Origin of the sequence: Enterococcus sp. C63, assembly GCF_040887215.1 — a bacterium.
Classification (GTDB): Bacteria; Bacillota; Bacilli; order Lactobacillales; family Enterococcaceae; genus Enterococcus_B; species Enterococcus_B hirae.
Window position 1 is genome coordinate 313,514 of record NZ_JBFOFI010000002.1, and the last position, 24,201, is coordinate 337,714.

The following is a 24,201-nucleotide window of genomic DNA, read 5'->3' on the forward strand; positions in this document are numbered from 1 at the left end:
TATGAGCTTTTTTACAGATCCTGAAATTTTATTAGGGGATAAATTATTAGAAATATTATATATCATCATGGGGTTAGTTCTGATTTATACAGGAATCAGAAATATTAACGATAAAACGAATCCTCATCGATACGGTTCTGCTTTTTTCTGGACAGTATTAGGAATCGTAATTGCTGGTGGAAGATGGTTACCTGCGATCGTCAACGGTCTTTTGATTTTTGCCATGACAGTTCCAGCGATTGCAAAGAAAGTCAGCAAAGGAGAAAGTCGCTTACCTTCTAAACAATACATGGAAAAAATGTCTGATAAATTAGGAATGAAAATCTTTATTCCGGCATTGAGTATTGGGATCTTTGCAATCTTGTTCGCACTCTTTACTAAGCTTGGCGCATTAGTTGGTGTTGGTGTCGGTGTTTTTGCCGCAATGGTGATCATGATGTTCTTCTCACGAGACAATCGACCAACTACTTTCTTAGATGATGCTGCGGATATGCTAGGAACAGTAGGACCTTTAAGTATGTTACCAATGCTCTTGGCATCATTAGGAGCGGTTTTTACAAGTGCAGGAGTAGGGACAGTTATTTCTAATGCAGTCGGGCAAATCGTTCCCGAAGGTAATGTGAATGTCGGTATTATAATCTATGCATTGGGTATGGTTATCTTCACGGTGATTATGGGGAACGCCTTTGCAGCGATTACGGTAATGACTGTAGGGATCGGTGCACCTTTGTATTCAGTCACGGCGCAAATCCAGCACTAGTGGGAATGGTTGCTCTGACCTGTGGGTTCTGTGGAACCTTGTTAACACCGATGGCTGCAAACTTCAATGTCGTGCCTGTGGCAATGTTAGAGATGAAAGACAAATACGGCGTAATCAAGAACCAATTATTCGTAGCGATCTTCATGTTAGTGTTCCAAATCGTTTATATGATTTTATTTAAATAAGAAAAAACTCTATAATAATAGTTAGTTTATATTGAGAATAATGGAGGAATGTAAAATGAAAGTACTAGTAACTGGTTTTGATCCATTTGGTGGAGATAAAGTGAATCCTGCTTATGAAGCAGTGAAAAAAATGCCTGATGAAATTGCTGGAGCACAAATTATCAAAGTGGAAGTCCCAACGGTTTTTGCTAAAAGCAGCCAAGTTGTGGAAAAAGCAATCGAAGAACATCAACCGGAAATCGTCATCTGTGTTGGACAAGCTGGTGGACGTTCAGCTGTTTCATTCGAACGAGTAGCAATCAATTTAGCAGAAGCTAGAATTGCTGACAACGAAGGAAACCAACCTTTTGATACAGCGTTAGAACCAGATGGACCAGCTGCTTATTTCACTTCTTTACCGATTAAAGCAATGACAAAAAATGTCCATGAACATGGATTACCTGCTTACATTTCGTATACAGCTGGTACCTTTGTTTGCAACGACATCATGTATCGTTTGCTTCACTTGATTGAGACAAAATTCCCGACGATTCGTGGCGGATTTATCCATGTGCCATTTTCACCTGATCAAGTGATTGATCGTCCAGTAGGCACACCATCAATGTCATTAGATGATATTGCCGCTTCTTTGACTTATGCAGTAGAAGCAGCCGTAACAAATGATCATGACATTGCTGGCAATGCAGGAACAACTCACTAATTTTTACAAATAATGTAGTGAAAAACAAATCATTGTGTCGACTGGTCGAATCAGACCAGTCGATTCTTTTTTTGAAAGGAAACATAAGTAATGAACGACTGGCAAAAGGTATTTAAAGAATGGTATCCCAAAGAAATCAATCAAGTCTATCCAATTAAGATATCAAAACAGTATACAAGTAATCAGCGTTGGGAAATCTATGAAAAGCTGACGACGAAACAACGTCAATTAGTTGATCAACATCGACGCTACTTGATCAATTCCCAATTTATAGAAGAAAATTATTTAGCAGCGACTGATTGGGTTTTTTCCGATTTTAAAATCAATCCTTTTTTTCGTACCAAACGGCGACAACAAAAATTATATTGCGAATGCGGTCGTGAATTAAAAGTGCAATATATCGTTCATTCACCAAAGACCGGTAAGAGCCTTTCTTTAGGGATCAATCACTTTGCTGAACATTTACACGTAAGCCCGCAAATCGCAACATCTATCAATCAAGGGATGACTAAAGTCGATTTAGCACTAGACGAATTATTGTGGCTGAAACAGCAAAACGTGGCGTTTCCAGAAGATTTATGGCAAGAATATTGTTTTATGCTCTACCAAAATCGAAAATTAAAAAATCCCTATTTGCCTGATCAAAAACTAGTTGCCAGGGTTGTGGATTTTCGTGAAGCAGATATGCCAATTTATCTTGCTGATTATCAAGCGCTGAAACAAGAGATCTCACGTATTGCAACGCAATTAGAGGGAACCCCTAAAAAAATTCGTGGGAAGAAAGAACTATTTGAAGATTTTTCAGAAGAATTAGTGAAAGATGTCGAGACTTTTTTAACGAATTACCGAACTTTTTTGCAAAAAGACTGGGCGTTGATCGCTGTTGACGGGGGTGAACAACTATCATTGACCTTCTTTGAAACATTCATCCAGCAATTAAGAGCAACTGGACGCCAACAAACTCCAGAACAACAGAGTAAAATGACCGAATATGCACGCAATCAGCGATTTATCCAATCCGAGGTGTATCTTTTCATCTGGCAGCAATATTGTCGTTATGGTTTCACAGAAGGCTTCTTTGATAGTATTCCTAGAGTCATGAGAAATGGTTTCTTGAAGGTCTTACGAAAAGAAAAAGAAATGAAGCAAACAGTGATAGCCAACGAAAATGTGTCACAGAAAAAGGTAGTCACCGAGGAAGTATGGGATAAAATTGCTGTTGAGTTGAAAACGAAAAAAGTGATGACCATTTTAACAGAACTAAATGAAAATGACTATTCCTTATCGAAAGAACAACAACATGCGTTACAATATTTCCAACAATTAGAAAAAGTTTTGCAAACAGAAAGTTCAAAAACTAAGCAATTATTAAAAAGACTATTGTGAAAGTCGATAGGGTAAAAATAAGCTAGCTACCACCAATCAATTGTTGGCGGCAGCTAGCTTATTTAGATAAGTACCAAGAAAAAGGGAACATCGAAACATGCTTTACCAGAAGACTGTCGATTATATTCAGATCAAAATGATCATGGCACGGCCTTAAATCAGCACACTCTTTTCATGCTCTTGATCATATTCTTTTTCCATTTTTAGCATTCGTTCACGTTCTTTTTGGTTATACCAAGGAGAAACTGTGAAAGCCAAGACATCATTCAATAGGTAAACGGAACTATTGACAAACATAGCTAAACTAGCTGAACCATGTCTAAATGAGATGTACCACAGAACCATCTGTGCTAATCCAGAAGCCAACCACCAATAATATTGGTTATTGTAACGCAAGAAACTGATCACACCAGCTGTCAAACTGATTGAAAAGGCAATAGCATCGATCCAAGGACGTGGATCGTCTGTTAAGCGCCCAATCAAGAAACCTGAAATAGCATAAACCAGGATCGTAGCAAAAATTGCGACTAACCATGTTTTTCCATTGAACTTACGGATTTTTGCTGCCATGTTATGATTCCATTCTTTACTTAATAAAACAGGGATATCTAAGGTGATCATATAGGCGATTTGTTCGCCGATACTCAAGTAATTTTTAGCAGAAAAACCAACGATGATGAAACAAATAGCTGATAAAATTCCTAAAATACCATTAACAGATTTCGCTGCATTGATTGATAAGATACACAAGACACCAAGTGTAGTACCGATAAAAGTGATCACCGCTAACCAAGTAATAGGGCTATTCACAAGGGTCATAATCTGACACCCAAGACTAAAAAAGAAAAGATAGTAATTTTGTTGAGGCCAACCTTTGAGTTGGTGTGCTAAAAAGCGAAAATAATTTATCATTGATAAAAGCTCCTTTAAACACTAAATATAGTATGTGTTCGATTTGTTAACACAACCTATTGTATTACTTTCAAAAAATATTTCTAGTCTTTCAATTTAAAATAATATGTGTTATGATACTTTTTGCTTTGTTTTCTGGAAACATGAAAACTTTACATTGAATTGATGAAAGAATGGGAAGTCAACCGACGTAGGTGAACTTTCCATTTTTTTCTTTATAAAAAACTTTTGACCAAAGAAAATGTTAAAATATGAAAAAGAATAAAAGATTAAAGGAGTAAAAAAATGAATTTATCTGCTATCCATCATGTCGCAATTATTGTATCTGACTATCAAAAATCACGGGAATTTTACGTTGATAAGTTAGGCTTTGAAGTAATCCGTGAAAATTATCGTGCGGAAAGAGAAGATTATAAATTAGATTTAAAGCTTGGAACAGCTGAATTAGAAATATTCGGGGTAGCTAATGCGCCTAAACGTCCAAGTTATCCAGAAGCATGTGGATTAAGACATCTGGCTTTTAAAGTGGAACAGATTGAATCTGTCATTGAAGAGCTTCGTTTAAAAGGGATCGAAACTGAGCCAATTCGAATCGATACATTTACTGGGAAAAAAATGACTTTTTTCTTTGATCCAGATGGCTTGCCGTTAGAATTACATGAATAAGTAACAAAATTGTCACTTTTTCTTTCTGTCATTCGATTTTTTTTAATAAAAAATCTTGATATGCTAGTAAAAAAAGGAAAAGGGAGACACTGATGAAGATGAAAAAAATTTTATTTGGGTCAGCTATTCTCATACTTATTGGGCTAACGGCTTCGTTAGGATTATTGACTGCTACGTTTCGTTATGATGATATTAGTGAACAAGAATATCAAATCTCACTGAAAAAAGCAGTGGGAATCTTTAAAAAAGAAACAAATAAAACAAAAGTTCAGATGGTTCAGTTTGTACCAAAAGAGGATGTCCAACAACAAACAAACAATACCTTTCAATATCTTTTCGTAGATTCTGAACAAACGCTTGTTGTCAATCCTACAACCGGAAAGCCAGCTGTTCGTTCGAGTAAATTAGCCGAAAACCAACCATTCTTTGACATCAAAAAGATCGACTCAAGCAAATCTCCTCAAAAGGCAATGAAAGAAGCTGTTAAACAAAGTGGAAAGCGCAATGCTAAAGTAAGAAGTTGGGTTTTGCTAATGAAAAGCGACAAATTATACTATGAGATCAAATTAGCAGAGGATAATGAAGAATCTGTTTTGTTGATTCGTGCCTAAAAATCAATAGCTATCATTTTTCTTTTTTACAATATAAGAGTAAGCTAAATGTGTAAAAAAGAAAGGAAGTCATTGCTATGGAAAAGATGAAATGCCCAAATTGCGGGAAAAAGTTTACTTATGAAGAAGTCAACAATGTAGTTGAACATGTTGATAAAGAAATGCCGATCGTTTGTCCTTATTGCCGGACAGAAGCTGCTCGCATCGTTTCACATGGTTATTTTGTTACCCAAAAAATCGAGGATTATTTAAAATAACTCTTTTGATCTTTATTTTTCAGTGATAGAATGAAAAAAAGGAGAGAATGAAATGATTCGTTTTGCAAAAAAAGAGGATGCTCAAGAGATTGCTCCGCTTATTTTAGTTATTTTAAATGATATGGAATTACCTTTTTTACAAAAGTATGGGAAAGAAAAAACAATTGAAATCTTAGAAGAAGCCATTATGGATCCCGATTATCGTTACAGTTATACAAGAGGAATTGTTGAAGAAATTGATGGCAAAATAGCTGGTGTAGCATTTGGCTACACAGATGAAGAAGAGCCATTTATCGATAAACCCTTAGAAGTAATTTTAGAAAAACATGGAATTACAGATAAGGAACAATTATTTGTAGATCAAGAAACATTTCCTAAAGAATGGTATTTGGATTCCATTTCCGTTTCGGAAGCTTTTAGAGGACAAGGAATAGGTTCACACTTACTTGAAGCTTTACCTAAATTAGCTAAAAAAACTGGGCGAAATGTTATTGGTTTAAGTGTAGATGAACAGAATCCTAACGCCAAAAGATTGTATGAACGTCACGGATTTAAAGTAGTAGGTAAAAGGAAAATCAGTGATCATCTTTATGATCACATGCAAAAGGAAATTTAATGGTTTCTTAATTAAATCAAACTTATTATTTTTTAATAAAGACATTTAAATTGTTGTAACTATTATTTGATAAAATGTTGAGTGAAAACAAGGTTTTTCACTCTTTTTTTGTTTTGTTTTCATAAATGTCAGTTGTATATATTAAATGATAGTTGTTATAATCTCTTTTTTATGAAAATATTTTTCATTTATTTTCAATTATTCTGTAATGACGGGTCTTTTTTAAGTATTAAAATATGCTCTATCGCTCGTCACTGGGCTTGGAGACAGGAAAGGACCGTTGAAATGTTAAGAAGTAAAATTGGGAATATATTTGGTGTTATGCTATTATTTTTAAATCTCTTTGTTGCTCTACCTGCAATAGCGGAAACTTATACGCCTCAAGATTCTGGTAGCATCTATGATGATTTAACTGGTGATTATGGAATATTAGGGATTGCTTCTCAATTCCATATATTCGCAAAAGAAAAAACGACGATAAACGCGCATACAAATGGTAATGTTGCAACAAAAGAGCTAGATGCAAACAATAATTTTGGGACAGATATCATCACAGGTGACCTCCAACTAGAAATTAACTATGTTCAAGCAACTGATTCTTTGATTGGCTCATCCTTTACTTCGGGAGATAGTAACCGAGTAAATAAATTTGTTGTAGGTTCTTCAATTAGTACAGGGATCGAAAATGATCGGGCAGTGGTGAATGGCTCAAGGATCGACCATTTATCTGCTTCAGAACTTTATCAAGATCGCCCTGGGAATACTTATATTGATTTTGACACGGAATTTGCAAAATTAGAAGGAGCTTCGGAAAGTTTGATGTCGATTACTCCTGCTAAAACCTATCTTTCAAGTGATTTTCCTGATATGAATAATCGAACGATTGATGTAACAGGAATGGGAAGTTCAGATGTTGTAATCATCAATGTGGATGCTTCAGTGTTATCATTGAATACACCACTGAATATTGTAAATTCTGAAAATAAAATTTTGGTTATGAATGTCATCAATGCACCAGCTGATTTCACGATCCAGTCACAAATTCATTACAATAATCGAGCAAATCATGAAACGGAAGATTTTTCTGACGCAAATATTTCATGGAATTTCCCAAGTAATGTAACGAACTTGGCGATAAATGCACCTTTTCAAGGTACCATTATTGCGCCACGAGCAGATGTCACAGCCAATCAAAATATGGATGGAACAATCATCGGAAAAAATGTTACGCTAAATGCAGCAACCAATCGTTGGGACCCTAACGAAATTTTCCTTGCTGATAATCCAGATAATTCTGGATCAAGCGATAGCAGTACGGACACGACAAGCAGTGACAGCAGTACCGACACAACAAGCAGTGATAGCAGTACCGATACCACAAGCAGTGATAGCAGTACGGATACGACAAGTAGTGATAGCAGTACCGATACCACAAGCAGTGATAGCAGTACGGATACGACAAGCAGTGATAGTAGTACGGATACGACAAGCAGTGACAGCAGTACGGACACGACAAGCAGTGACAGCAGTACCGATACGACAAGCAGTGACAGTAGCACTAACCCAACAAGTGGTGACAGTGATACCGATACGACAAGCAGTGACAGCAGTACCGATACTACAAGCAGTGATAGCAGTACGGATACGACAAGCAGTGACAGCAGTACCGATACCACAAGCAGTGATAGCAGTACGGATACGACAAGCAGTGATAGTAGTACCGATACCACAAGCAGTGATAGCAGTACGGATACGACAAGCAGTGATAGTAGTACGGATACGACAAGCAGTGACAGCAGTACGGACACGACAAGCAGTGACAGTAGCACTAACCCAACAAGTGGTGACAGTGATACCGATACGACAAGCAGTGACAGCAGTACGGATACGACAAGCAGTGATAGCAGTACGGATACGACAAGCAGTGATAGCAGTACGGATACGACAAGCAGTGATAGCAGTACGGATACGACAAGCAGTGATAGCAGTACGGACACAACAAGCAGTGACAGCAGTAGCAACCCAACAAATGGTAATAGTGATACTGACACGCCAACTCCATTTCATATTGATCCAAGTATGAGCGGAGAGGATACCAATCAGGTGTATCCTAATAATAATGATAAAACTAATCAATCAAATGGAATGAATAGCACCATCCCACAACAAGGGAAGGGTACTGATTTAGATAGAAATGAGTTTAACAGTTCCACAAATGAAACAACTAACGTAACCGATGAATCGCGGTCAATGGATTTTCAAGATCAAGATTCGCAAGTTTTGCCAAAAACAAATAGTGCTTCCAATAAATGGTTAGCAATTGTTGGTGGAATGATTATTGTGTTAGTTGTTATTGTGGGATTTATGAGAAGAAAGAAGCATAAATAAGAAGAATAAATAAAGGCTCATCAAGTGTTTGACTGAGCCAACTAAAAATAAGCCTTCCTACATGAAGCGTATCTGCTAAGTTCGTTTGCTCTGACTAGCGGGTCTTGTTTCCTAGAGGATGGCTTATTTTTTCTTGAAGTTATTCTGATTATAAGAAGGAGCAAGTTAATTTGTGTCTAATCGGTAAGAAAGAGGTGTATCTTTGTCATGGTTTTTACGATATAACCAGTAGTCTAATACAGCTGCGATACAGATACAGATAGGCGCATTTTCTTCCATTGGAATATCAAGTACATAATAATCTCCAGAAAAAAGCGTTGCTTTATCCATTTTCATGATTCGTTGATTAAAATGATGGATTTGATATTGATGGTTATAGATATCTCCTTGAACTGTCCAATGAAGACGACGTACATAGTAAAAATCCCCGGGCCAGTTAAAGATTTTTTGCATCGTTCCTACTTTTTTAAAATCCTTATAAAGTTCAAAACGGGTTCCGAAAGTTAGACTCGTTTGTTTAATATGTGCCACAAGATTTCCGTTCATTGTATAAAGAGACAAAGCATCTCCTTTTGTTCCCCAACGACCAACCATTAAGAAGATGGATTTACCAGATTCATTTTTAACAACAGTCCTCGTGACACGACTGAGATGCTTTTCTTGAATGAAAAATTCTGACATCTTTCTCCCTCTTTTCTCGAAAATTATAGATTTTCGGAAATTGCCCGTAAGATTGCCTTGCCGACCCCAGACTCCAGGTTAGTATCAGTGACAAATTTTGCGTAATCTTTGACTTCGATTTCAGCATTTCCCATCGCAAAACTAACACCAGCCACTTGTAACATACTAACGTCATTAAAATTATCCCCAATCGCCATGACATCGTCTAATTCGATTCCTCGGTCATGTGCGACATGAGCCACAGCAATTCCTTTTTGGGCATTTTTGTGATTGACCTCGATATTGTTTTGACCAGACGAAGTAACAGCTAAGTCACCAAGTTCACTGATTTCTTTTCCAACTGGACCCAATACTCGCGGACCTTCCGTATGGAAACAAATCACTTTTAATACCTCTAATGTTTCGTCTTGGAGCAAGTCACGAATACTATCGACATAATTGATATGCAAAAGTTCAAGGTTGGCTGAAGCCATCGCAATCGCCATTTTATATGTTAAATGGGGGAGATGACTACCGATCATTGAGGCAAAGCTTTCAATTCTTTTGGCTTGGCTTTCAGAATAAAGCCCTCGATTGGTCGATACTTCATAATAAATCTCATTTTGATCAAGGATATCTAAGACAGTTGCAGTTTTTAGAGTCGGTATTGGAACAGTGAACAAGGAGTTTCCTGTTTTGTCGAAAACTTGCGCACCATTTAGCGTAATCATGGCACAATCAATGCCAACTTCATCTAAAGCCGCACGTGCTTCTTGATAATTGCGACCAGTCGCAACCATAAATTCAATCCCTGCATCATTGGCAAAGCGGATCGCTTCGGCATTTTCGGGTGATATACTCATATGGGCATCTAATAAAGTACCGTCCATATCTGATGTGATTAATTTGATCATAACTCTCATCGTTCCTTTCTTTCTCTTCTTCTTAGTTTACCATATCCAGATGACACTGCGTGCGAAGATTGCCCCTTGTTAAGAAAGAATTTGTGAGTTATCCTGATTGTTGGAGGTGGAACGATTGAAAGAAATCATTCATAACAGTTGGCAAACGATTTTAACAGATGAGTTTGAAAAAGAATACTACCAAAAATTAAGAAACTTTTTAAAAAAAGAATATACGACTCAGAAAATTCATCCAGATATGTATCATATTTATGAAGCGTTGGAATTGACTCCTTACGAAGAAGTAAAGGTTGTGATTTTAGGTCAAGACCCTTACCATGGTGTCAATCAAGCACATGGCTTATCTTTTTCTGTGCAACCAGGGGTTAAAATTCCACCATCATTAAACAATATCTATAAAGAATTGCAAAGTGATTTAGGTATTTCGCCGGTCAAACATGGCAATTTAGTTTCTTGGGCTAAGCAAGGCGTTTTGCTATTAAATACGGTACTAACGGTCCGAGAAGGTCAAGCTTACTCACATCGTGGCAAAGGTTGGGAAATATTGACGGATAAAATCATTGAAAAATTAAACGAACGAGAAAAACCAATCGTTTTTATTTTATGGGGGAAACCAGCTCAAGAAAAAATGAAAATGATTGATAAAAGCCGGCATATCATTTTAACATCTGCTCATCCTAGTCCATTATCAGCTCATCGAGGATTCCTAGGCTCTAAACCTTTTTCTAAGACCAATGATGCACTGATGGCATTAGGGGAAACACCGATCGATTGGCAATTACCTGAAACGGTGTAGTAAGACAGCGTTTTCCTGTTATACGTCAGATTGTATGTTATGTGAAAGACTTCATTACTAATGGTTTTTTGACTGATACAGATAAAATAAACTGTTCTTTTTTTTAGGAATAGTGTATGATGGATACATAGAAAATATCTGGAGGTCATCTTGTGGAATTGTTTGATAGTTTGAGATTCAAAATTGTACGTCGCAGCATTAAAATCGTTTTTCCTGAAGCAACTGATGCAAGAATTTTAGGTGCAGCAGCTCGTTTGAAAGCGGAAGAATTAGTGGAACCTATTTTGATTGGTAGCGAAGAAGAAATCACAGCTGCTGCTCATGCTCGTGGAATTAAAACTTCAAGTTTTACGATCATTGATCCAAATCGTTATGATAAATGGGATGAAATGGTTGAAGCTTTTGTGGAACGTCGTAATGGAAAGGCATCCAAGGAACAAGCAGAAAGCATCTTAAAAGATGTCAATTACTTTGGTACGATGTTGACATATATGGGAATTGCTGACGGGATGGTTTCTGGTGCGATTCACTCAACTGGAGATACTGTTCGTCCAGCGTTACAAATCATCAAAACAAAACCAGGCGTCAGCCGAACAAGTGGTGCGATGATCATGGTACGTGGACGTGACCAAGAAAAATATGTCTTTTCAGATTGTGCTATCAATGTCAATCCCAATGCCCAAGAATTAGCAGAAATCGCTGTAGAATCAGCAAAGACTGCTGAATTATTCGATATTGATCCTAAAGTAGCATTAATGAGTTTTTCAACTAAAGGATCTGCGAAAGCACCAGAAGTGGATAAAGTGGTCGAAGCAACTAAAATTGCTAAAAAATTAGCGCCTCAATATGTAATTGATGGCGAATTACAATTTGATGCTTCTTATGTTCCTTCAGTGGCTCAACTAAAAGCACCTGATTCTGATGTAGCTGGACAAGCAACTGTCTTTGTTTTCCCAGAATTGCAATCTGGAAACATTGGTTACAAAATTGCTCAACGTTTTGGTAACTTTGAAGCGATCGGACCGATCTTACAAGGATTGAATAAACCAGTTTCTGATTTATCTCGTGGAGCAAACGAAGAAGATGTGTATAAATTAGCGATCATTACTGCAGCCCAAACATTATTAGATTAAGATCTAAGACTCAATGAATAAGAGTTCATGAAAGAAGCGATCAGCTCCGAGCGTATAAGCGCTGATTTTTTGAAACACTTCTCATGTTTTGAAAAATTTAGACTTATTGCAAGGAGCTGATGATTGAAAAATCATTTATTCATTTTGACACATATGAAAAAGAGGTTGAGACAAAAGTGTTCAGCATCAAGAAATAAGAAGGAATTTCCGAAAATTGCTTCTCAAATTTTTGGTAAATTTCGGCTTATTTCCGAAGATGCTACTTTTGTCTCACCGTTTATTTGTTTTTAGAGATACTAGAAGAGACTGAGACAACTTTTGTCCCAGTCCCTTTTTTTTGCTTTAAAAAATTTTCCATCCACGATATACTGTCACAAAAGGCTAGATGAAGGAGTAAGTTAGAATGATTGAATTAAGTGGTTTAGATAAGACAGAAGAATTGGCAAAAGTCATCGGTGAAGTGGCACTGCCTGGGGATAATTTAGTATTAACTGGTGACTTAGGAGCCGGAAAAACAACGCTGACCAAAGGGATTGCTCGCGGATTAGGAATCGAACAAATGATCAAGAGCCCCACTTATACAATTATTCGGGAATATGATCAAGGTAGATTGCCACTTTATCATATGGATATTTATCGTGTGGCAGCTAGTGGTGCGGATCTTGGTTTAGATGAGTATTTTGAAGGAGAGGGTCTATCTGTCATTGAATGGGGGAATCTTTTAGAAGAAGCCTTACCAGAAGACTATTTGGAACTGATTTTAGAAAAAAGTGATACAGATTTAGAATATAGATATGTGAAATTGCAAGCATATGGAGAGCAAAGTGAAGCTTTCAAACAGCGGATCGTGGAACAATGGAGACAAAACAATGAGTGAAGAGATCTCATTGACCATTCGAGAAGCTCAGCCAAATGATGCCAGTGAATTATTAGCAATGATGCAACAAGTAGAGGAAGAAACTGATTTTTTAGTTATGGATGAACAAGGAATGGAGCTAACACCTGAAGCCTTAGCTTTATCCATCGAATATCTACAAGACAGCAACAATAATCTTTTACTCTTAGCTTGTATGGGTCAAAAAATCATCGGGGTTGTTTCTGTTAAAGCAGGCGAACAATACCGCATCTCTCATGTGGGAGAGGTTGGGATCAGCATCTTAAAGGACTATTGGGGTTTGGGATTAGGAACGATGTTGCTTGAAGAAGTATTGATTTGGGTGAAAGAAAATGGTGTACTTTTTAGACTAGAACTAGATGTGCAAACTCGAAATGAACGAGCGGTTCACTTGTATCAAAAAATGGGTTTTGAAATCGAAGCGCTTATGAAAAGAGGGGCCCGAACAGATGATGAGGACTTTTTGGATGTCTATAGGATGTCTTTATTGATTGACTGATCTTAGATTTAGGAGGAATAGTCAGTTCATTCCTCCTAAATCTAAAGAGTGCAACATAGATTTTCTGAATCATTTGTTTATTTGACCCGTTAGTACTTTATCGGACAGGGTTAGCATTTTTTATTTCTATTTTTCGAAAAACAGTAGATTTTTGGATGTGCTTTGAAGCTGTAATGCACTGTTGCTTTTTTTGATAGAAATATGATTGATCATTGATTTCTCCCGTAAAAATTTGGTAGATAAAGGGATCTTTGTTAAAGTCAACGGTATAGTCATAGTTGACTTTTCTTTGCTTTTTTGTTAAATACCATGAAAATAAATGATCAAAACAATTTGAGACGCCACTGAATTTTTTTATAGTAGCTAACAAAGATTTACGAGCGGTTATAGTGGGATTGGAATTAGAATTAGAATTAGAACTAACATTTTTCCAAGTGATTTTTTCATAGTATGGATCCCTCAATTTAAATATATCGTATTGACAGTGAAATAATGCTGTTTTGATAGGTGCTTTTATTGCAAGGGTAGTATCATTAGCTACTTTTTGATAGCCAGTATATACATTAAGAGGAAGTAGTTTTTTAGATATAGAGTGATCAATGATTGTCTCTAATATTTCTCTTTTTTTGATAGTTGGTAATTCTGCTTTTGTGTACTTTTTAACTTGATTGTTTAGAAGTAGTTTTTCGCAAAGAGAGGATAAATTTTCTGGCGGAATCAAGACGTAGGAGACAGGAAGTCCATCAATAGGTCTCATTTTATCAACTATTACTGCTTTATAACCAGTAGGGGCTTTATAAATCAATAATCCAGAAGCGCGAAATCCATCTATTACTCCCATGTTGAGATCGATCTTCGGTTTTTTTAAAAGATAGTGAATTGGGAGAAGCATGAAATCTGTAGGGTCATCATCCCTCATAGTTTGAAGGACATTTGATAGTTCTTCACCATGTTCAAATGTGTAAAATTGCTTACTTCGTTCAAGGGACTGGATGAACTTCTCTTTTTTTGTTGCTTCAATAAAAAAATTATCGTGATCTTGTTTCAATGTTTCAATATAAATCGAAAGTAATAAAGGATAATTGGTTTTATCATCACTTGATATCCAATTAACATTATCTTTCAAGCCTAAGGTAAGTGCCCAGATGTCACAGAGACGGTGTAACTCATTAACGTATGGCATATGATACTCCTTTCACTTTTATTGAGTATAGTGTCTCATATCTTACCGTTGTATCGAGGACATCTTTTCAAATAATCAGAAAAAATTGGTGAGTAGTTGGAATGACGGGGATAAAGGTTCTTGAAAAGGTTAGAAAAGGCGATCAAAAAATCCATGGTTACCTGTAAAAAGCAACCATGGATTTTTTGTCTACCTGTTTTTTAGTAGCTCATTTTAGGGTAACTAATTTTTTCAAAGGATCTGTTCCAAAGTGTTTTTCTTGATAAAGTAAAATCTCTGCACAGGCACGACTGTCTTCTAATGCATCATGGTGATTCGCTAAAGTGATATTTAAATTTTCACAGACAGTATTCAATCGATGATTTGGCATCTCTGGAAATAAACGACGACTGGTTTTTACCGTACATAAAGATAAATAATGAGGTTGGAGCAAATTGTAATAATCTAAACAACCAGCTAGAACTTTCGTATCAAAAGCTGCGTTATGAGCGACGACTAAGCGGTTTTTTTGGAAATAATGTTGAATCGTTTGCCAAACTTCAGGAAATTTGGGTGCGGTACGAACATCTTCTTGATGAATACCGTGAATTTGAACATTTCTCCAGAAAAAAGGTGTTTCTGGCTGGATGAGTGTGTAATATTCATCAACAATTTGGCTATTTTGGACCATAACCAATGCTAATGAACAAGCACTGTGGGATTGATGGTTGGCTGTTTCAAAGTCCATTGCAACAAAATTCATGTGCATAAAACCTCCTTAAAAAATAAACACTAACATAAAAAGTGAAGAAAAGAAAGTGATGGATATGTAAAAAAAATCAATCAAATGAAGAAAGACCACGCTCAAAAAAGAAGCATCTTTGCTGATCTTTCTTCATTCTTTTTAATAAAAATATTCAGCCCTGCCTAGGATGACGATGGCTAACAATGAGATTATTTCAAGTCTAGTTCTACGGGACAATGATCGCTTCCCATAATCGAGGTATGGATTTTTGCATCTATCAAGCGTGGCTTCAACTCGTCACTAGTTAAGAAATAGTCGATACGCCAACCTGCGTTGTTTTTTCTAGCATTGAAACGATAACTCCACCAAGAATAAATACCAGTTTGTTCAGGATAGAAATAGCGGAAGGTATCAATAAAGCCATTTGCTAACAAGTGTGAGAAGGCAGTTCGTTCTTCCATTGTAAAGCCAGCATTTTTTTGATTGGTTTTCCAATTTTTCAAATCAATTTCCTGGTGGGCAACGTTTAAGTCGCCACACACAATGACTGGTTTTTGTTTTTTTAGTTCTTCTAAGTAATGGTAAAAGGCTTCTTCCCATTGTAAACGGTAGTCCAAGCGTTTTAATTCATTTTGGGAATTAGGTGTATAACAAGTAACTAGAAAGAATTCAGGGTATTCAAGTGTGATCAAACGTCCTTCTTGATCATGTAAATCAATGCCCATTCCATAAGAGACATTTAGTGCGGGTTCTTTGGCAAAGATCGCTGTGCCTGAATAGCCTTTTCTTTCTGCATAATTCCAATATTGATGATAGCCAGGTAAGTCTAATTCGATTTGACCGGCTTGTAGTTTGGTTTCTTGAAGACAGAAAAAGTCGGCATCTAATTCATGAAAGACGTCTAAAAAATTTTTATTGACGATTGCACGTAGGCCATTCACATTCCAGGAGATAAATTTCAATTAAATACGCATCCTTTCTTTTGGATCTTAGATTAGCATTTGTGGTTCTATTGTACCTTATTTTACTAAAAAATAGTGTAAGATAAGAGTAATGAATGGATTGGAGGAACGAACATGCGAATTGGTGTGATTGGTGTGGGTAATATTGCAGAAAAAGCGTATTTACCTACTTATGCAAAAAATCAAGGAAAGATTGATTTCTACTTTGCGACTAGAAACAAAGAAACGAAAAAACGAATCCATGAAATGTATGGATTTGACCATCTATATGAATCAATTGATGAACTACTGTCTCAGGATATCAAGGCTTGTATGATTCATGCAGCCACAAAGGTACATTATGAATTAGCCAAAAAATGTCTTGAAAATCAGGTGCATGTGTATATCGATAAACCACTCAGTGTTGACCTTAATGAAATCAACGAATTACAAGAACTGGCAGATAAAAATCAAGTTGTCTTAATGGTTGGATTCAATCGACGTTTTGCTCCAATGGTCGAACGTTTGAAACAAGTCCCCGAGAAGCGGCTAATCCAGTTACAAAAAAATCGAATTGCCGCTCAGGAAACAACGGAATTTGTGATCTATGATTTGTTTTTACATCTTGTTGATACGGCGGTATATCTTTTGGACGAACCGATCTTGCGTACGAAATATCAGATTCGTGAAACAAAAGAATTTTTGGAATTTGCGGTTTTACAATTGGAAGCAGCCCATCAAACAGCAATTTTAACAATGGATCTTTTAAGTGGAGCAAATAGCGAGAACTATCAGATCACTAGTAAAAGTGGTACTTATGAAGTGGCGGAATTAACGGATATGACGATCCAACGAGCATCTGGTATCGAAATAGAAAAATTTGGCGATTGGGAAAGTACGTTAGTCAAACGCGGTTTTGAGCCAATGGTTCAAACATTTTTCGCAGAGATTAGCAAAGAAAAACCTTCAATGGAAGGATTGAAGCAACAAGAGATCATGCAAAGTCATGCACTTTGTGAAGAAATGCTACGCAAACATACAAGACAACAAATGTGAGGGAAACTGGCAAGTTTGTTTTAAGCGTGATAGAATAATGGGGATGTTTGATATAGAAAGGAAAATCCTCAGTGAATAAAGAAGACTTAGTTAAAAATTTACCAGCACTCAATCTATTGTTTGATGAACCATTGATGAATTACACGTTTACCAAAACGGGCGGTCCAGCGGATGTTCTCGTTTTCCCAAAAACACAAAATGAAGTAAAAGAAGTAGTGGATTATTGCCGAACCCATGATGTACCTTGGATGGTTTTAGGTAATGCCAGTAATTTGATTGTTCAAGATGGTGGGATTCGTGGCATGGTGATCATGTTGACTGAGATGAAACAAATCCGAGTTTCTGGGACGATGGTCACAGCTGAAGCTGGAGCAAAATTGATCGATACGACCTATGCGGCGTTAGATACTTCTTTAACCGGGTTTGAGTTTGCTTGTGGCATTCCTGGAAGTATCGGAGGCGCTGTTTATATGAATGCAGGTGCCTATGGCGGTGAAATCAAAGACGTATTAGCAGAAGTGGATGTTTTATTAGCAGATGGTACGTTGAAAACTCTAACCAACGAAGAAATGGCGTTTTCTTATCGACATAGTAAAATCCAAGAAATGGATGCAGTCGTTTTAGAAGCACGTTTCCAATTAACTGCAGGAGAGCATGAAGTAATCAAAGGGCGGATGGACGAGCTGACTGAATTACGTCAATCGAAACAACCATTGGAATATCCTTCTTGTGGGAGTGTATTCAAACGTCCTGTGGGGCATTTTACTGGTCAATTGATCCAAGAAGCTGGATTACAAGGCTTAAAATGGGGTGGCGCTCAAATCTCTGAAAAACATGCTGGCTTTATTGTCAATATTGATCATGCGACCGCTACGGATTATACAGAATTGATCGCGCATATCCAAGAAGTGATCAAAGAAAAATTTGATGTGTCTTTGGAAACAGAAGTACGGATCATTGGCGAAGCAAAAACAGTGGATGCAAGCATGTAACCATTGCTAGTTGAATGAACTAGCCATCAATGACTACAGTGAGATGTTCAAATTTTTGTGATAAAACAGATAGAAAGAGCTATTCTGTTTAGAAAGGAAGTTAGCTCATGCTAGATAAACATGTTCCTTATGCCGAGATTTGGATGACTCGTCCATTAAGTGACAGTCTCCCTACGCAATCTTTAGCGACTGGGTATCATTTTGAGTACTACCGTCTAGGCGATGAAACCGAATGGGCAAGAATCGAACAATCAGTCGGAGAGTTCGCAACAGAAACAGAAGCACTTGCTTACTTTCAGAGAGCTTTTTTACCTTATCAAGAAGAACTTCAGCAACGAATGCTTTTCGTTGTAACTGATACAGGTGAAAAAATCGCGACTTGTACCGCTTGGTTCAAAAAACGGAAGGATGGAAGCTATCCGCTTTTTCATTGGCTGGCAGTAGATCCGAGGCATCAAGGAAAAGGGATTGCCAAAGCATTAACGATCGAAGTATTGCGTATTTTCCAAAAGCTGGCATCTCATGGACCAGTGTATCTGCATACGCAAACTTGGAGTCATCCTGCCATTCAACTATACCAAAAGCTAGGGTTTACGATTATCGCTGAGAATTTTGATGGACGTCCCAATAGCGAGTATCCCTTAGCAATGGACACTTTGGAAAAATTGAATATAAAAGCTAAAAAAGACTAACATTCTTTTTGTGGAATAACCGTGATAATGGAAAGTAGAATCAGCTATTTTCTGTGATCATGGTTATTTCGGCTTTCTTTTTTCCGACCTACTGGTTTCATTTCAAATAGGTTTAGGCTGAAATGTAAGAATGTATATATAACTATAGGATACAATTATGAATGGAAAACAGTTATTTAGGAAATGAACGACCTGAAGAGGTAAATCTAGACTATAATACATTTAATATTTATTAAAGCTTTGAGAAAGATGTGCCAAATGATATTAAAGGGAGCGATATCATGAAGAAAACAGAAGAAATCAATCAAATTATAGTGGAATTATACGACTTGATTCTTAATAAAGAAGTCAAAGAAAGGGAAAGAGTATCATTAATCGAGGCTAAAAACAAACTAGAAAAACAAGAATATTTTCCAAGAGTAATGAAAGATCTGGAATATCAACTACGCCCTTTAGCGATCAAGAGTCAATTGACACCACCAGTCGCAGCTTTTTATTTAAAAATTTCTACGATAGGGCGATTTGAACAAGAATTAGGTCGAGGATTAGCTTCGACGCCTATCGCTTTTGGACCATTTTTTCAATAAATATCCCCTGAAGCGTGGAACCACTTCTAGCTGGTTTATCTGATCTCTTTAATAAGTGTAAGTAGTACAATTCCTGAACACACTTTATTTGTTTTTATACCCATCAAAAAAGCCTAGGACGTTCTTGTCCCAGGCTTTTAATAGTAGACTATTTTTCTTATACTGGTTTCTAAAGTTATCGATAGGATCACATAAAGAATAATTGACGATAAAATTTTGTTTATTTCGAAGATGCTTTTCTTCTTTCAGTTCGTGATTCTCTCTTTTTTCTGGGGATGAAGTTACGGATAAAAGTAAACTTCCGATAATCATTCTGACTATAAAGATATCCAAAGATACTAAACGTCAAGGCTCCAATAAAATTGACGAATAGGTCTTTCATCGTGTCAATAATCCCTATGTCAAGATAACCACCAGAAATCACATATTTTTCTGTATTTCCAGCTGAATCTTTATATTCCACGATGGTTTGCTCGATATTAGGGATCGAGTGGACAGTATTGCCATCTTTACTTAACTCCACACTATTGATTTGTTGGACAAGGCTATCTTTTTGCATGTCCAGTTGAAATATATGATCAGCTGAAAATTCAACAAATTCCCACATCACACCGACTGTCATTGAAAAACAAAATGAAACGATAGCTAACAATAATGGTGTTAGATTCATTGTTTTCGTGTTTTTGTTCAGTAAGTAGACAAGTGAAAAACCAACCCCACCAGCTAAAAAACCAGTTAAAGCATGTAAGATAGTATCCCACATTGAGAAATACCCGTAGAAGTCACTTAATTCTCCTAAAACAGTTGAACTAAAAATGAATGAAATAATAATGATTTCTAACATATTCGGGATTTCGATCTTTAACATTTTTTCTAGAAGATAAGGAATTTCAAATAAAACTAGAGTTAGCAATAAGAGAAAAGTATTCCCCATATTTTGCTGAAAAATTTGATCGACTAACATTACTGCAACGATGACCCGTAGAAGAATATAAAACGCATGGGTAATTCTTCCAGCGGTTTTGGTACCATTCATAAAAAACATTTTCAGATAGTTCATAAAATAACTCCTTTATCTATAGTAAAGATTATACTAGGGTAAAAGCGCAAACCAAAATTATTTGTACCAAAACGCCTAAATGAATAAGAAAACAGCCAACAAAAAATAGCAAAAGTAGTTATCTAGAGATGCTAGATGAAAAAGTCATTGTTTATTGATAAAAAGAATAAAAAAATAGTTGGAATTGTGAATTTTTTCACTTAAAATAAAGGAGTACTAAAATTTAGGAGGAAAAGAATGAAAAAAGTGCTAAAAAGTTTGGTGGTTATTACATCAGTTTTAACAATGGGAGCTTGTAGTGCAGATTCAAAAGAAAAAACGACGACAAGCACGAAATCATCTGAAAAAACAGAGGTATCTTCAGGTGCATCGGAACAAATGTATACCAACCCAGCTGAAATGAAAGATTCTTATGATATTATCATTGTTGGTGCAGGTGGAGCAGGGATGACAGCAGCGATTGAAGCAAAAGATGCTGGATTGAACCCAGTCATCTTTGAAAAAATGCCAGTAGCAGGTGGGAATACCTTAAAATCTTCAAGTGGAATGAATGCATCAGCCACTAAATTCCAACAAGCTGACGGAATCAATGACTCCAATGAAGCGTTCTACGAAGAAACATTAAAAGGCGGAGGTGGCACCAATGATCAAGAATTACTCCACTACTTCGTTGATCATTCAGCCGCTGCGATTGATTGGTTGGATCAAAATGGAATCAAATTGGATAATTTAACAATTACTGGGGGAATGAGTGAAAAAAGAACCCACCGTCCTTCAGATGGCTCAGCTATTGGTGGTTACTTAGTTGACGGATTGTTAAAAAATGTACATGAACGTAAAATTCCTATTTTTGTGAATACAGATGTAACTGATATCAAAGAAAATAGTGGTAAAGTCAATGAGGTGACTGTACAAGTCCAAGGCGAAGAGCCAAAGGAAATCAAAGGGAACGCAATTGTAGTGACAACTGGCGGGTATGGTGCCAATCAAGAAGTGATTGAAAAATACCGTCCTGATTTAGCAGGCTATGTCACTACTAACCAAGTAGGCTCAACTGGTGATGGAATCACGATGATTGAAAAATTAGGTGGTCAAACGGTTGACATGGATAAAATCCAGATACATCCAACAGTCCAACAAGATGAAGGCGTCTTGATTGGTGAAGCTGTTCGAGGTGAGGGGGCTATTTTAGTCAACCAAGAAGGACAACGATTTGTGAATGAATTAGATACAAGAGACAAAGTTTCCGCAGCTATTACAGCTTTACCGGAAAAATCTGCTTATTTGATTTTTGATCAAGGAGTAAGAGATCGAGCAAAAGCAATTGATTTCTATGAGCAAAAGGGTTACGTGACTTCAGGAGATGATCTGGCAGAATTAGCTGAAAAAGTAAATGTGCCTGCAGACAATTTGGCTCAAACACTTGAATCCTGGAATAAAGCAGTCGATGCTCAAAAGGATGACGCTTTTAATCGGACGACAGCGATGGATAATGGGCTGACAGAACCTAAATACTATGCGATCAAAATTGCCCCAGGTATCCACTACACAATGGGTGGCGTGAAAATCAATACGAAGACAGAAGTGTTGAATAAAGAAAATCAACCGATCACTGGTTTGTATGCTGCTGGTGAAGTAACTGGGGGGCTACACGGGAACAATCGGATTGGTGGTAATTCGGTTGCTGAAATTATTATCTTTGGACGACAAGCTGGACAACAGGCAGCAAAATTCGTCAGTGAAAATTAAGAACGTAAATATAAAGTAAATGGACGGTCAATTAGGAGAAAACTAGCATGTCAAAAGTTAGTTTTCTCCTATATTTTTTATCAAACTGTGAAGAACATGCGATCATGGTTCTACTCCTTTACTTTGAATAAATGATTATTTGATAGAAAATAAGTGACTTTTGCAGGTCGTTCCAGATGATAATAAATAAAAATAGAAACGAGTGAAACGAATGAGTCAACAATTATATTATTTCTTTTTGATAATCGCATTCGTACGATTGTATGTATTAAAAATTTCAAGTAAGCATGCGAACCAATTATTACATGAAGGAGCGATTGAGTATGGAAAAACAACTACGAAATGGTTAGCTATCTTACATACGCTGTTTTATTTTTCTGCTTTCTTTGAGGGAAGCATTCAAAAAACACAAATTAATTGGGTCAGCTGGATTGGATTTTGTCTCATCCTATTTTCGTTTATCATGCTCTTTTGGGTCATTAAATTATTAGGAAAATATTGGTCAGTGAAATTGATCTTTGAACCAGATCATCAATTGATTGAACATTGGTTGTTCCAACGGGTCAAGCATCCCAATTATTTTTTAAATATTTTACCTGAATTGATTGGAGTCGTGCTTCTTTTTCACGCCTATGTGACACTCATTATTTTTATTCTTCCTTATAGTCTCTGTCTCTATCTACGAATAAAAAAGGAAAATCAATTAGTTGCATCTATTAAACAGAAAGAAATAAAGCAGTCATAATAAACTAGCTAAATAAAAAAAGCCGTAGAATCCAAAAATAGTTGCTCCTATTTTTGAGATTCTACGGCTTTTTTTGATTGCTATTTGCATTTAAAAGTTGGTTATTCTGTTATCGTCAAAATAATCTTTCCGATATTCTTATTCGCTTCCATATATTCATGAGCTTCTTGGACTTGCGCCAATGTAAAGGTACGATCAATAATTGGTTTGACTCGTTGGTCAGCTAGATAAGGTCCAACTACTTGCATAAATTCTTGAGTCAATTGAGCTTTGTACTGATCACTTCGAGGAGTCAACAAAGTGCCGATTAATTGGATTCGTTTGGTGATCAAGGTAGCTAAATCAATCTCTGGTACAATTGTTCCACCTAACATTCCGATCAATACCCAACGTCCATCAATAGCAATAGAAGCTAAATTTTTCTCCCAATAAGAAGCTCCGATGAAATCTAAGATCACGTCAACACCTTTTCCATTGGTGATTCTTGCTACTTCGGTTGAAAAATCCTGTGTTTTGTAATTGATCTGTTCATCTGCACCAAGTTTTTGACAAAAAGCTAGTTTTTCTGATGAACCAGCAGTGACGATGACGGTTGCCTTAGTAAGTTGTTTTGCTAGTTGGATGGCTGCCGTTCCCACACCGCTCGCTCCAGCGTGGATCAAAACAGTTTCACCTTCTTGTAAATTTCCTAGCCAATAGAGTGTTTGGTAAGCTGTTAGAAAAACTTCTGCAATACCAGCCGCTGCAACATTATCCAATGTATCGGGCAGTAAAATTGCACGGTCAGCTGGCATCACTGCGTACTCGGCATAACCGCCTAAATTGACTAACCCACATACCCTTGTACCTGGTACAAAATCTGGGTTATCACTTCGGTTTTCAACCACTTCTCCAGCTACTTCTACGCCAAGAATCGGGTAAGGAGTCTGTTGATTCGTTGTTTCTCGCCGCATGATGTCCGTTCGATTGATTGCCGCTGTGTGAACTTTTATGAGTAATTGTCCTTTTTCCGCTATTGGTTTTGGTGCATCGATCTCTTGTAGTACTTCGGCAGAACCGGGATGTTTGATCGTGATGGCTCGCAT

Annotated in this window: 25 protein-coding genes and 1 pseudogene; 18 read left to right on the forward strand and 8 right to left on the reverse strand. The window is 36.8% G+C overall.

Translation table 11 applies throughout. From position 1 onward, the window contains the following. Position 1: 1 nt before the first annotated feature. The 3 genes and pseudogenes from AB3H90_RS04040 to AB3H90_RS04050 all read left to right on the forward strand — a co-directional run bounded on the left by AB3H90_RS04040 (position 2) and on the right by AB3H90_RS04050 (position 3,031). A pseudogene (locus AB3H90_RS04040) lies at positions 2–945 on the forward strand (DUF979 domain-containing protein). Positions 946–1,000: 55 nt separating this feature from the next. Then, the gene (gene pcp, locus AB3H90_RS04045) at positions 1,001–1,645 is read left to right on the forward strand and encodes a pyroglutamyl-peptidase I (protein WP_010738311.1); all 645 of its coding nucleotides are present in this window, start codon (positions 1,001–1,003) and stop codon (positions 1,643–1,645) included. 90 nt (positions 1,646–1,735) lie between these two features. Next, the gene (locus tag AB3H90_RS04050) at positions 1,736–3,031 is read left to right on the forward strand and encodes a hypothetical protein (RefSeq protein ID WP_368016235.1); all 1,296 of its coding nucleotides are present in this window, start codon (positions 1,736–1,738) and stop codon (positions 3,029–3,031) included. Between the two features lie 153 nt (positions 3,032–3,184). Here AB3H90_RS04050 and pnuC read toward each other — a convergent pair whose 3' ends face one another. Beyond that, positions 3,185–3,943, reverse strand: coding sequence for a nicotinamide riboside transporter PnuC (gene pnuC, locus AB3H90_RS04055; protein ID WP_010738309.1), 759 nt, complete (start codon positions 3,941–3,943; stop codon positions 3,185–3,187). 285 nt (positions 3,944–4,228) lie between these two features. Here pnuC and AB3H90_RS04060 point away from each other — a divergent pair, with 285 nt between their 5' ends. From AB3H90_RS04060 to AB3H90_RS04080, 5 genes are all read left to right on the forward strand, one after another. Then, a complete protein-coding gene (locus tag AB3H90_RS04060) occupies positions 4,229–4,609 on the forward strand; it encodes a VOC family protein (protein ID WP_010719876.1) in 381 nt (126 codons plus the stop codon). Positions 4,610–4,701: 92 nt separating this feature from the next. Then, on the forward strand, positions 4,702–5,220 hold the full coding sequence (locus AB3H90_RS04065) for a hypothetical protein (protein ID WP_368016236.1): 519 nt from the start codon (positions 4,702–4,704) through the stop codon (positions 5,218–5,220). A 77-nt stretch (positions 5,221–5,297) separates the two neighbouring features. Then, on the forward strand, positions 5,298–5,477 hold the full coding sequence (locus AB3H90_RS04070) for a hypothetical protein (protein ID WP_010738307.1): 180 nt from the start codon (positions 5,298–5,300) through the stop codon (positions 5,475–5,477). Between the two features lie 52 nt (positions 5,478–5,529). Continuing rightward, a complete protein-coding gene (locus AB3H90_RS04075; RefSeq protein ID WP_010719873.1) occupies positions 5,530–6,093 on the forward strand; it encodes a GNAT family N-acetyltransferase in 564 nt (187 codons plus the stop codon). 285 nt (positions 6,094–6,378) lie between these two features. Beyond that, positions 6,379–8,481 (forward strand): collagen-binding domain-containing protein, encoded by a 2,103-nt coding sequence (locus tag AB3H90_RS04080; RefSeq protein WP_368016238.1) that lies wholly within the window; start codon positions 6,379–6,381, stop codon positions 8,479–8,481. Between the two features lie 165 nt (positions 8,482–8,646). On the opposite strand, the gene AB3H90_RS04085 is transcribed toward AB3H90_RS04080, so the two are convergent. Together AB3H90_RS04085 and AB3H90_RS04090 are read right to left on the reverse strand one after the other, a co-directional pair. Further along, positions 8,647–9,162 carry an LURP-one-related/scramblase family protein gene (locus AB3H90_RS04085; protein ID WP_368016239.1) on the reverse strand — a complete coding sequence of 172 codons (516 nt, stop codon included), beginning with the start codon at positions 9,160–9,162 and terminating at the stop codon, positions 8,647–8,649. Positions 9,163–9,185: 23 nt separating this feature from the next. Further along, positions 9,186–10,055, reverse strand: a complete 870-nt coding sequence (locus tag AB3H90_RS04090; protein WP_368016240.1) for a Cof-type HAD-IIB family hydrolase — start codon at positions 10,053–10,055, stop codon at positions 9,186–9,188. Positions 10,056–10,179: 124 nt separating this feature from the next. Between AB3H90_RS04090 and AB3H90_RS04095 the strand changes: the two genes are divergently transcribed. The 4 genes from AB3H90_RS04095 to AB3H90_RS04110 all read left to right on the forward strand — a co-directional run bounded on the left by AB3H90_RS04095 (position 10,180) and on the right by AB3H90_RS04110 (position 13,387). Then, positions 10,180–10,860 (forward strand): uracil-DNA glycosylase, encoded by a 681-nt coding sequence (locus AB3H90_RS04095; protein ID WP_368016241.1) that lies wholly within the window; start codon positions 10,180–10,182, stop codon positions 10,858–10,860. 152 nt (positions 10,861–11,012) lie between these two features. Further along, a complete protein-coding gene (gene pta, locus AB3H90_RS04100; protein WP_010719866.1) occupies positions 11,013–11,993 on the forward strand; it encodes a phosphate acetyltransferase in 981 nt (326 codons plus the stop codon). A 403-nt stretch (positions 11,994–12,396) separates the two neighbouring features. After that, the gene (gene tsaE / locus AB3H90_RS04105; RefSeq protein ID WP_010738304.1) at positions 12,397–12,870 is read left to right on the forward strand and encodes a tRNA (adenosine(37)-N6)-threonylcarbamoyltransferase complex ATPase subunit type 1 TsaE; all 474 of its coding nucleotides are present in this window, start codon (positions 12,397–12,399) and stop codon (positions 12,868–12,870) included. Then, on the forward strand, positions 12,863–13,387 hold the full coding sequence (locus AB3H90_RS04110; protein ID WP_368016242.1) for an N-acetyltransferase family protein: 525 nt from the start codon (positions 12,863–12,865) through the stop codon (positions 13,385–13,387). The genes tsaE and AB3H90_RS04110 overlap by 8 nt, the downstream gene beginning before the upstream one ends. Before the next feature lie 97 nt (positions 13,388–13,484). On the opposite strand, the gene AB3H90_RS04115 is transcribed toward AB3H90_RS04110, so the two are convergent. The 3 genes from AB3H90_RS04115 to AB3H90_RS04125 form a co-directional block, all read right to left on the reverse strand. Then, complete coding sequence (locus tag AB3H90_RS04115) at positions 13,485–14,570, reverse strand: hypothetical protein (RefSeq protein WP_368016243.1); 1,086 nt, start codon at positions 14,568–14,570, stop codon at positions 13,485–13,487. A gap of 208 nt (positions 14,571–14,778) precedes the next feature. Further along, positions 14,779–15,312: a 3'-5' exonuclease gene (locus AB3H90_RS04120; RefSeq protein ID WP_010719861.1), complete on the reverse strand. Its 534-nt coding sequence runs from the start codon at positions 15,310–15,312 to the stop codon at positions 14,779–14,781. A 191-nt stretch (positions 15,313–15,503) separates the two neighbouring features. Next, complete coding sequence (locus AB3H90_RS04125) at positions 15,504–16,256, reverse strand: exodeoxyribonuclease III (protein WP_010738301.1); 753 nt, start codon at positions 16,254–16,256, stop codon at positions 15,504–15,506. A 114-nt stretch (positions 16,257–16,370) separates the two neighbouring features. Between AB3H90_RS04125 and AB3H90_RS04130 the strand changes: the two genes are divergently transcribed. From AB3H90_RS04130 to AB3H90_RS04145, 4 genes are all read left to right on the forward strand, one after another. Further along, the gene (locus AB3H90_RS04130; RefSeq protein WP_368016244.1) at positions 16,371–17,291 is read left to right on the forward strand and encodes a Gfo/Idh/MocA family protein; all 921 of its coding nucleotides are present in this window, start codon (positions 16,371–16,373) and stop codon (positions 17,289–17,291) included. A gap of 71 nt (positions 17,292–17,362) precedes the next feature. Further along, positions 17,363–18,283 (forward strand): UDP-N-acetylmuramate dehydrogenase, encoded by a 921-nt coding sequence (gene murB, locus AB3H90_RS04135; protein WP_010719857.1) that lies wholly within the window; start codon positions 17,363–17,365, stop codon positions 18,281–18,283. Between the two features lie 107 nt (positions 18,284–18,390). Next, positions 18,391–18,975, forward strand: coding sequence for an N-acetyltransferase (locus AB3H90_RS04140; RefSeq protein WP_010719856.1), 585 nt, complete (start codon positions 18,391–18,393; stop codon positions 18,973–18,975). A 281-nt stretch (positions 18,976–19,256) separates the two neighbouring features. Continuing rightward, positions 19,257–19,562 carry a bacteriocin immunity protein gene (locus AB3H90_RS04145; protein ID WP_010738298.1) on the forward strand — a complete coding sequence of 102 codons (306 nt, stop codon included), beginning with the start codon at positions 19,257–19,259 and terminating at the stop codon, positions 19,560–19,562. Between the two features lie 220 nt (positions 19,563–19,782). Here the strand turns inward: AB3H90_RS04145 and AB3H90_RS04150 are convergent, their stop codons facing one another. Next, positions 19,783–20,622 (reverse strand): hypothetical protein, encoded by an 840-nt coding sequence (locus AB3H90_RS04150; RefSeq protein WP_081127862.1) that lies wholly within the window; start codon positions 20,620–20,622, stop codon positions 19,783–19,785. Positions 20,623–20,859: 237 nt separating this feature from the next. On the opposite strand from AB3H90_RS04150, the gene AB3H90_RS04155 reads away from it, so the two are divergent. Both AB3H90_RS04155 and AB3H90_RS04160 read left to right on the forward strand, forming a co-directional pair. Continuing rightward, on the forward strand, positions 20,860–22,371 hold the full coding sequence (locus AB3H90_RS04155; RefSeq protein ID WP_368016245.1) for a flavocytochrome c: 1,512 nt from the start codon (positions 20,860–20,862) through the stop codon (positions 22,369–22,371). Between the two features lie 211 nt (positions 22,372–22,582). Continuing rightward, positions 22,583–23,116 (forward strand): isoprenylcysteine carboxyl methyltransferase family protein, encoded by a 534-nt coding sequence (locus AB3H90_RS04160; RefSeq protein ID WP_368016246.1) that lies wholly within the window; start codon positions 22,583–22,585, stop codon positions 23,114–23,116. Between the two features lie 101 nt (positions 23,117–23,217). Here the strand turns inward: AB3H90_RS04160 and AB3H90_RS04165 are convergent, their stop codons facing one another. After that, positions 23,218–24,201: an NAD(P)H-quinone oxidoreductase gene (locus AB3H90_RS04165; protein WP_010738295.1), complete on the reverse strand. Its 984-nt coding sequence runs from the start codon at positions 24,199–24,201 to the stop codon at positions 23,218–23,220.

What these genes read in the sequence shown, in the direction of transcription:
- pcp (WP_010738311.1), top strand. Translation starts at nt 1,001, where the DNA reads ATGAAAGTACTAGTAACTGGTTTTGATCCATTTGGTGGAGATAAAGTG.
- AB3H90_RS04050 (WP_368016235.1), top strand. Translation starts at nt 1,736, where the DNA reads ATGAACGACTGGCAAAAGGTATTTAAAGAATGGTATCCCAAAGAAATC.
- pnuC (WP_010738309.1), bottom strand. Translation starts at nt 3,943, where the DNA reads ATGATAAATTATTTTCGCTTTTTAGCACACCAACTCAAAGGTTGGCCT.
- AB3H90_RS04060 (WP_010719876.1), top strand. Translation starts at nt 4,229, where the DNA reads ATGAATTTATCTGCTATCCATCATGTCGCAATTATTGTATCTGACTAT.
- AB3H90_RS04065 (WP_368016236.1), top strand. Translation starts at nt 4,702, where the DNA reads ATGAAGATGAAAAAAATTTTATTTGGGTCAGCTATTCTCATACTTATT.
- AB3H90_RS04070 (WP_010738307.1), top strand. Translation starts at nt 5,298, where the DNA reads ATGGAAAAGATGAAATGCCCAAATTGCGGGAAAAAGTTTACTTATGAA.
- AB3H90_RS04075 (WP_010719873.1), top strand. Translation starts at nt 5,530, where the DNA reads ATGATTCGTTTTGCAAAAAAAGAGGATGCTCAAGAGATTGCTCCGCTT.
- AB3H90_RS04080 (WP_368016238.1), top strand. Translation starts at nt 6,379, where the DNA reads ATGTTAAGAAGTAAAATTGGGAATATATTTGGTGTTATGCTATTATTT.
- AB3H90_RS04085 (WP_368016239.1), bottom strand. Translation starts at nt 9,162, where the DNA reads ATGTCAGAATTTTTCATTCAAGAAAAGCATCTCAGTCGTGTCACGAGG.
- AB3H90_RS04090 (WP_368016240.1), bottom strand. Translation starts at nt 10,055, where the DNA reads ATGATCAAATTAATCACATCAGATATGGACGGTACTTTATTAGATGCC.
- tsaE (WP_010738304.1), top strand. Translation starts at nt 12,397, where the DNA reads ATGATTGAATTAAGTGGTTTAGATAAGACAGAAGAATTGGCAAAAGTC.
- AB3H90_RS04110 (WP_368016242.1), top strand. Translation starts at nt 12,863, where the DNA reads ATGAGTGAAGAGATCTCATTGACCATTCGAGAAGCTCAGCCAAATGAT.
- AB3H90_RS04115 (WP_368016243.1), bottom strand. Translation starts at nt 14,570, where the DNA reads ATGCCATACGTTAATGAGTTACACCGTCTCTGTGACATCTGGGCACTT.
- AB3H90_RS04120 (WP_010719861.1), bottom strand. Translation starts at nt 15,312, where the DNA reads ATGAATTTTGTTGCAATGGACTTTGAAACAGCCAACCATCAATCCCAC.
- AB3H90_RS04130 (WP_368016244.1), top strand. Translation starts at nt 16,371, where the DNA reads ATGCGAATTGGTGTGATTGGTGTGGGTAATATTGCAGAAAAAGCGTAT.
- AB3H90_RS04140 (WP_010719856.1), top strand. Translation starts at nt 18,391, where the DNA reads ATGCTAGATAAACATGTTCCTTATGCCGAGATTTGGATGACTCGTCCA.
- AB3H90_RS04145 (WP_010738298.1), top strand. Translation starts at nt 19,257, where the DNA reads ATGAAGAAAACAGAAGAAATCAATCAAATTATAGTGGAATTATACGAC.
- AB3H90_RS04150 (WP_081127862.1), bottom strand. Translation starts at nt 20,622, where the DNA reads ATGAACTATCTGAAAATGTTTTTTATGAATGGTACCAAAACCGCTGGA.
- AB3H90_RS04155 (WP_368016245.1), top strand. Translation starts at nt 20,860, where the DNA reads ATGAAAAAAGTGCTAAAAAGTTTGGTGGTTATTACATCAGTTTTAACA.
- AB3H90_RS04160 (WP_368016246.1), top strand. Translation starts at nt 22,583, where the DNA reads ATGAGTCAACAATTATATTATTTCTTTTTGATAATCGCATTCGTACGA.
- AB3H90_RS04165 (WP_010738295.1), bottom strand. Translation starts at nt 24,201, where the DNA reads ATGCGAGCCATCACGATCAAACATCCCGGTTCTGCCGAAGTACTACAA.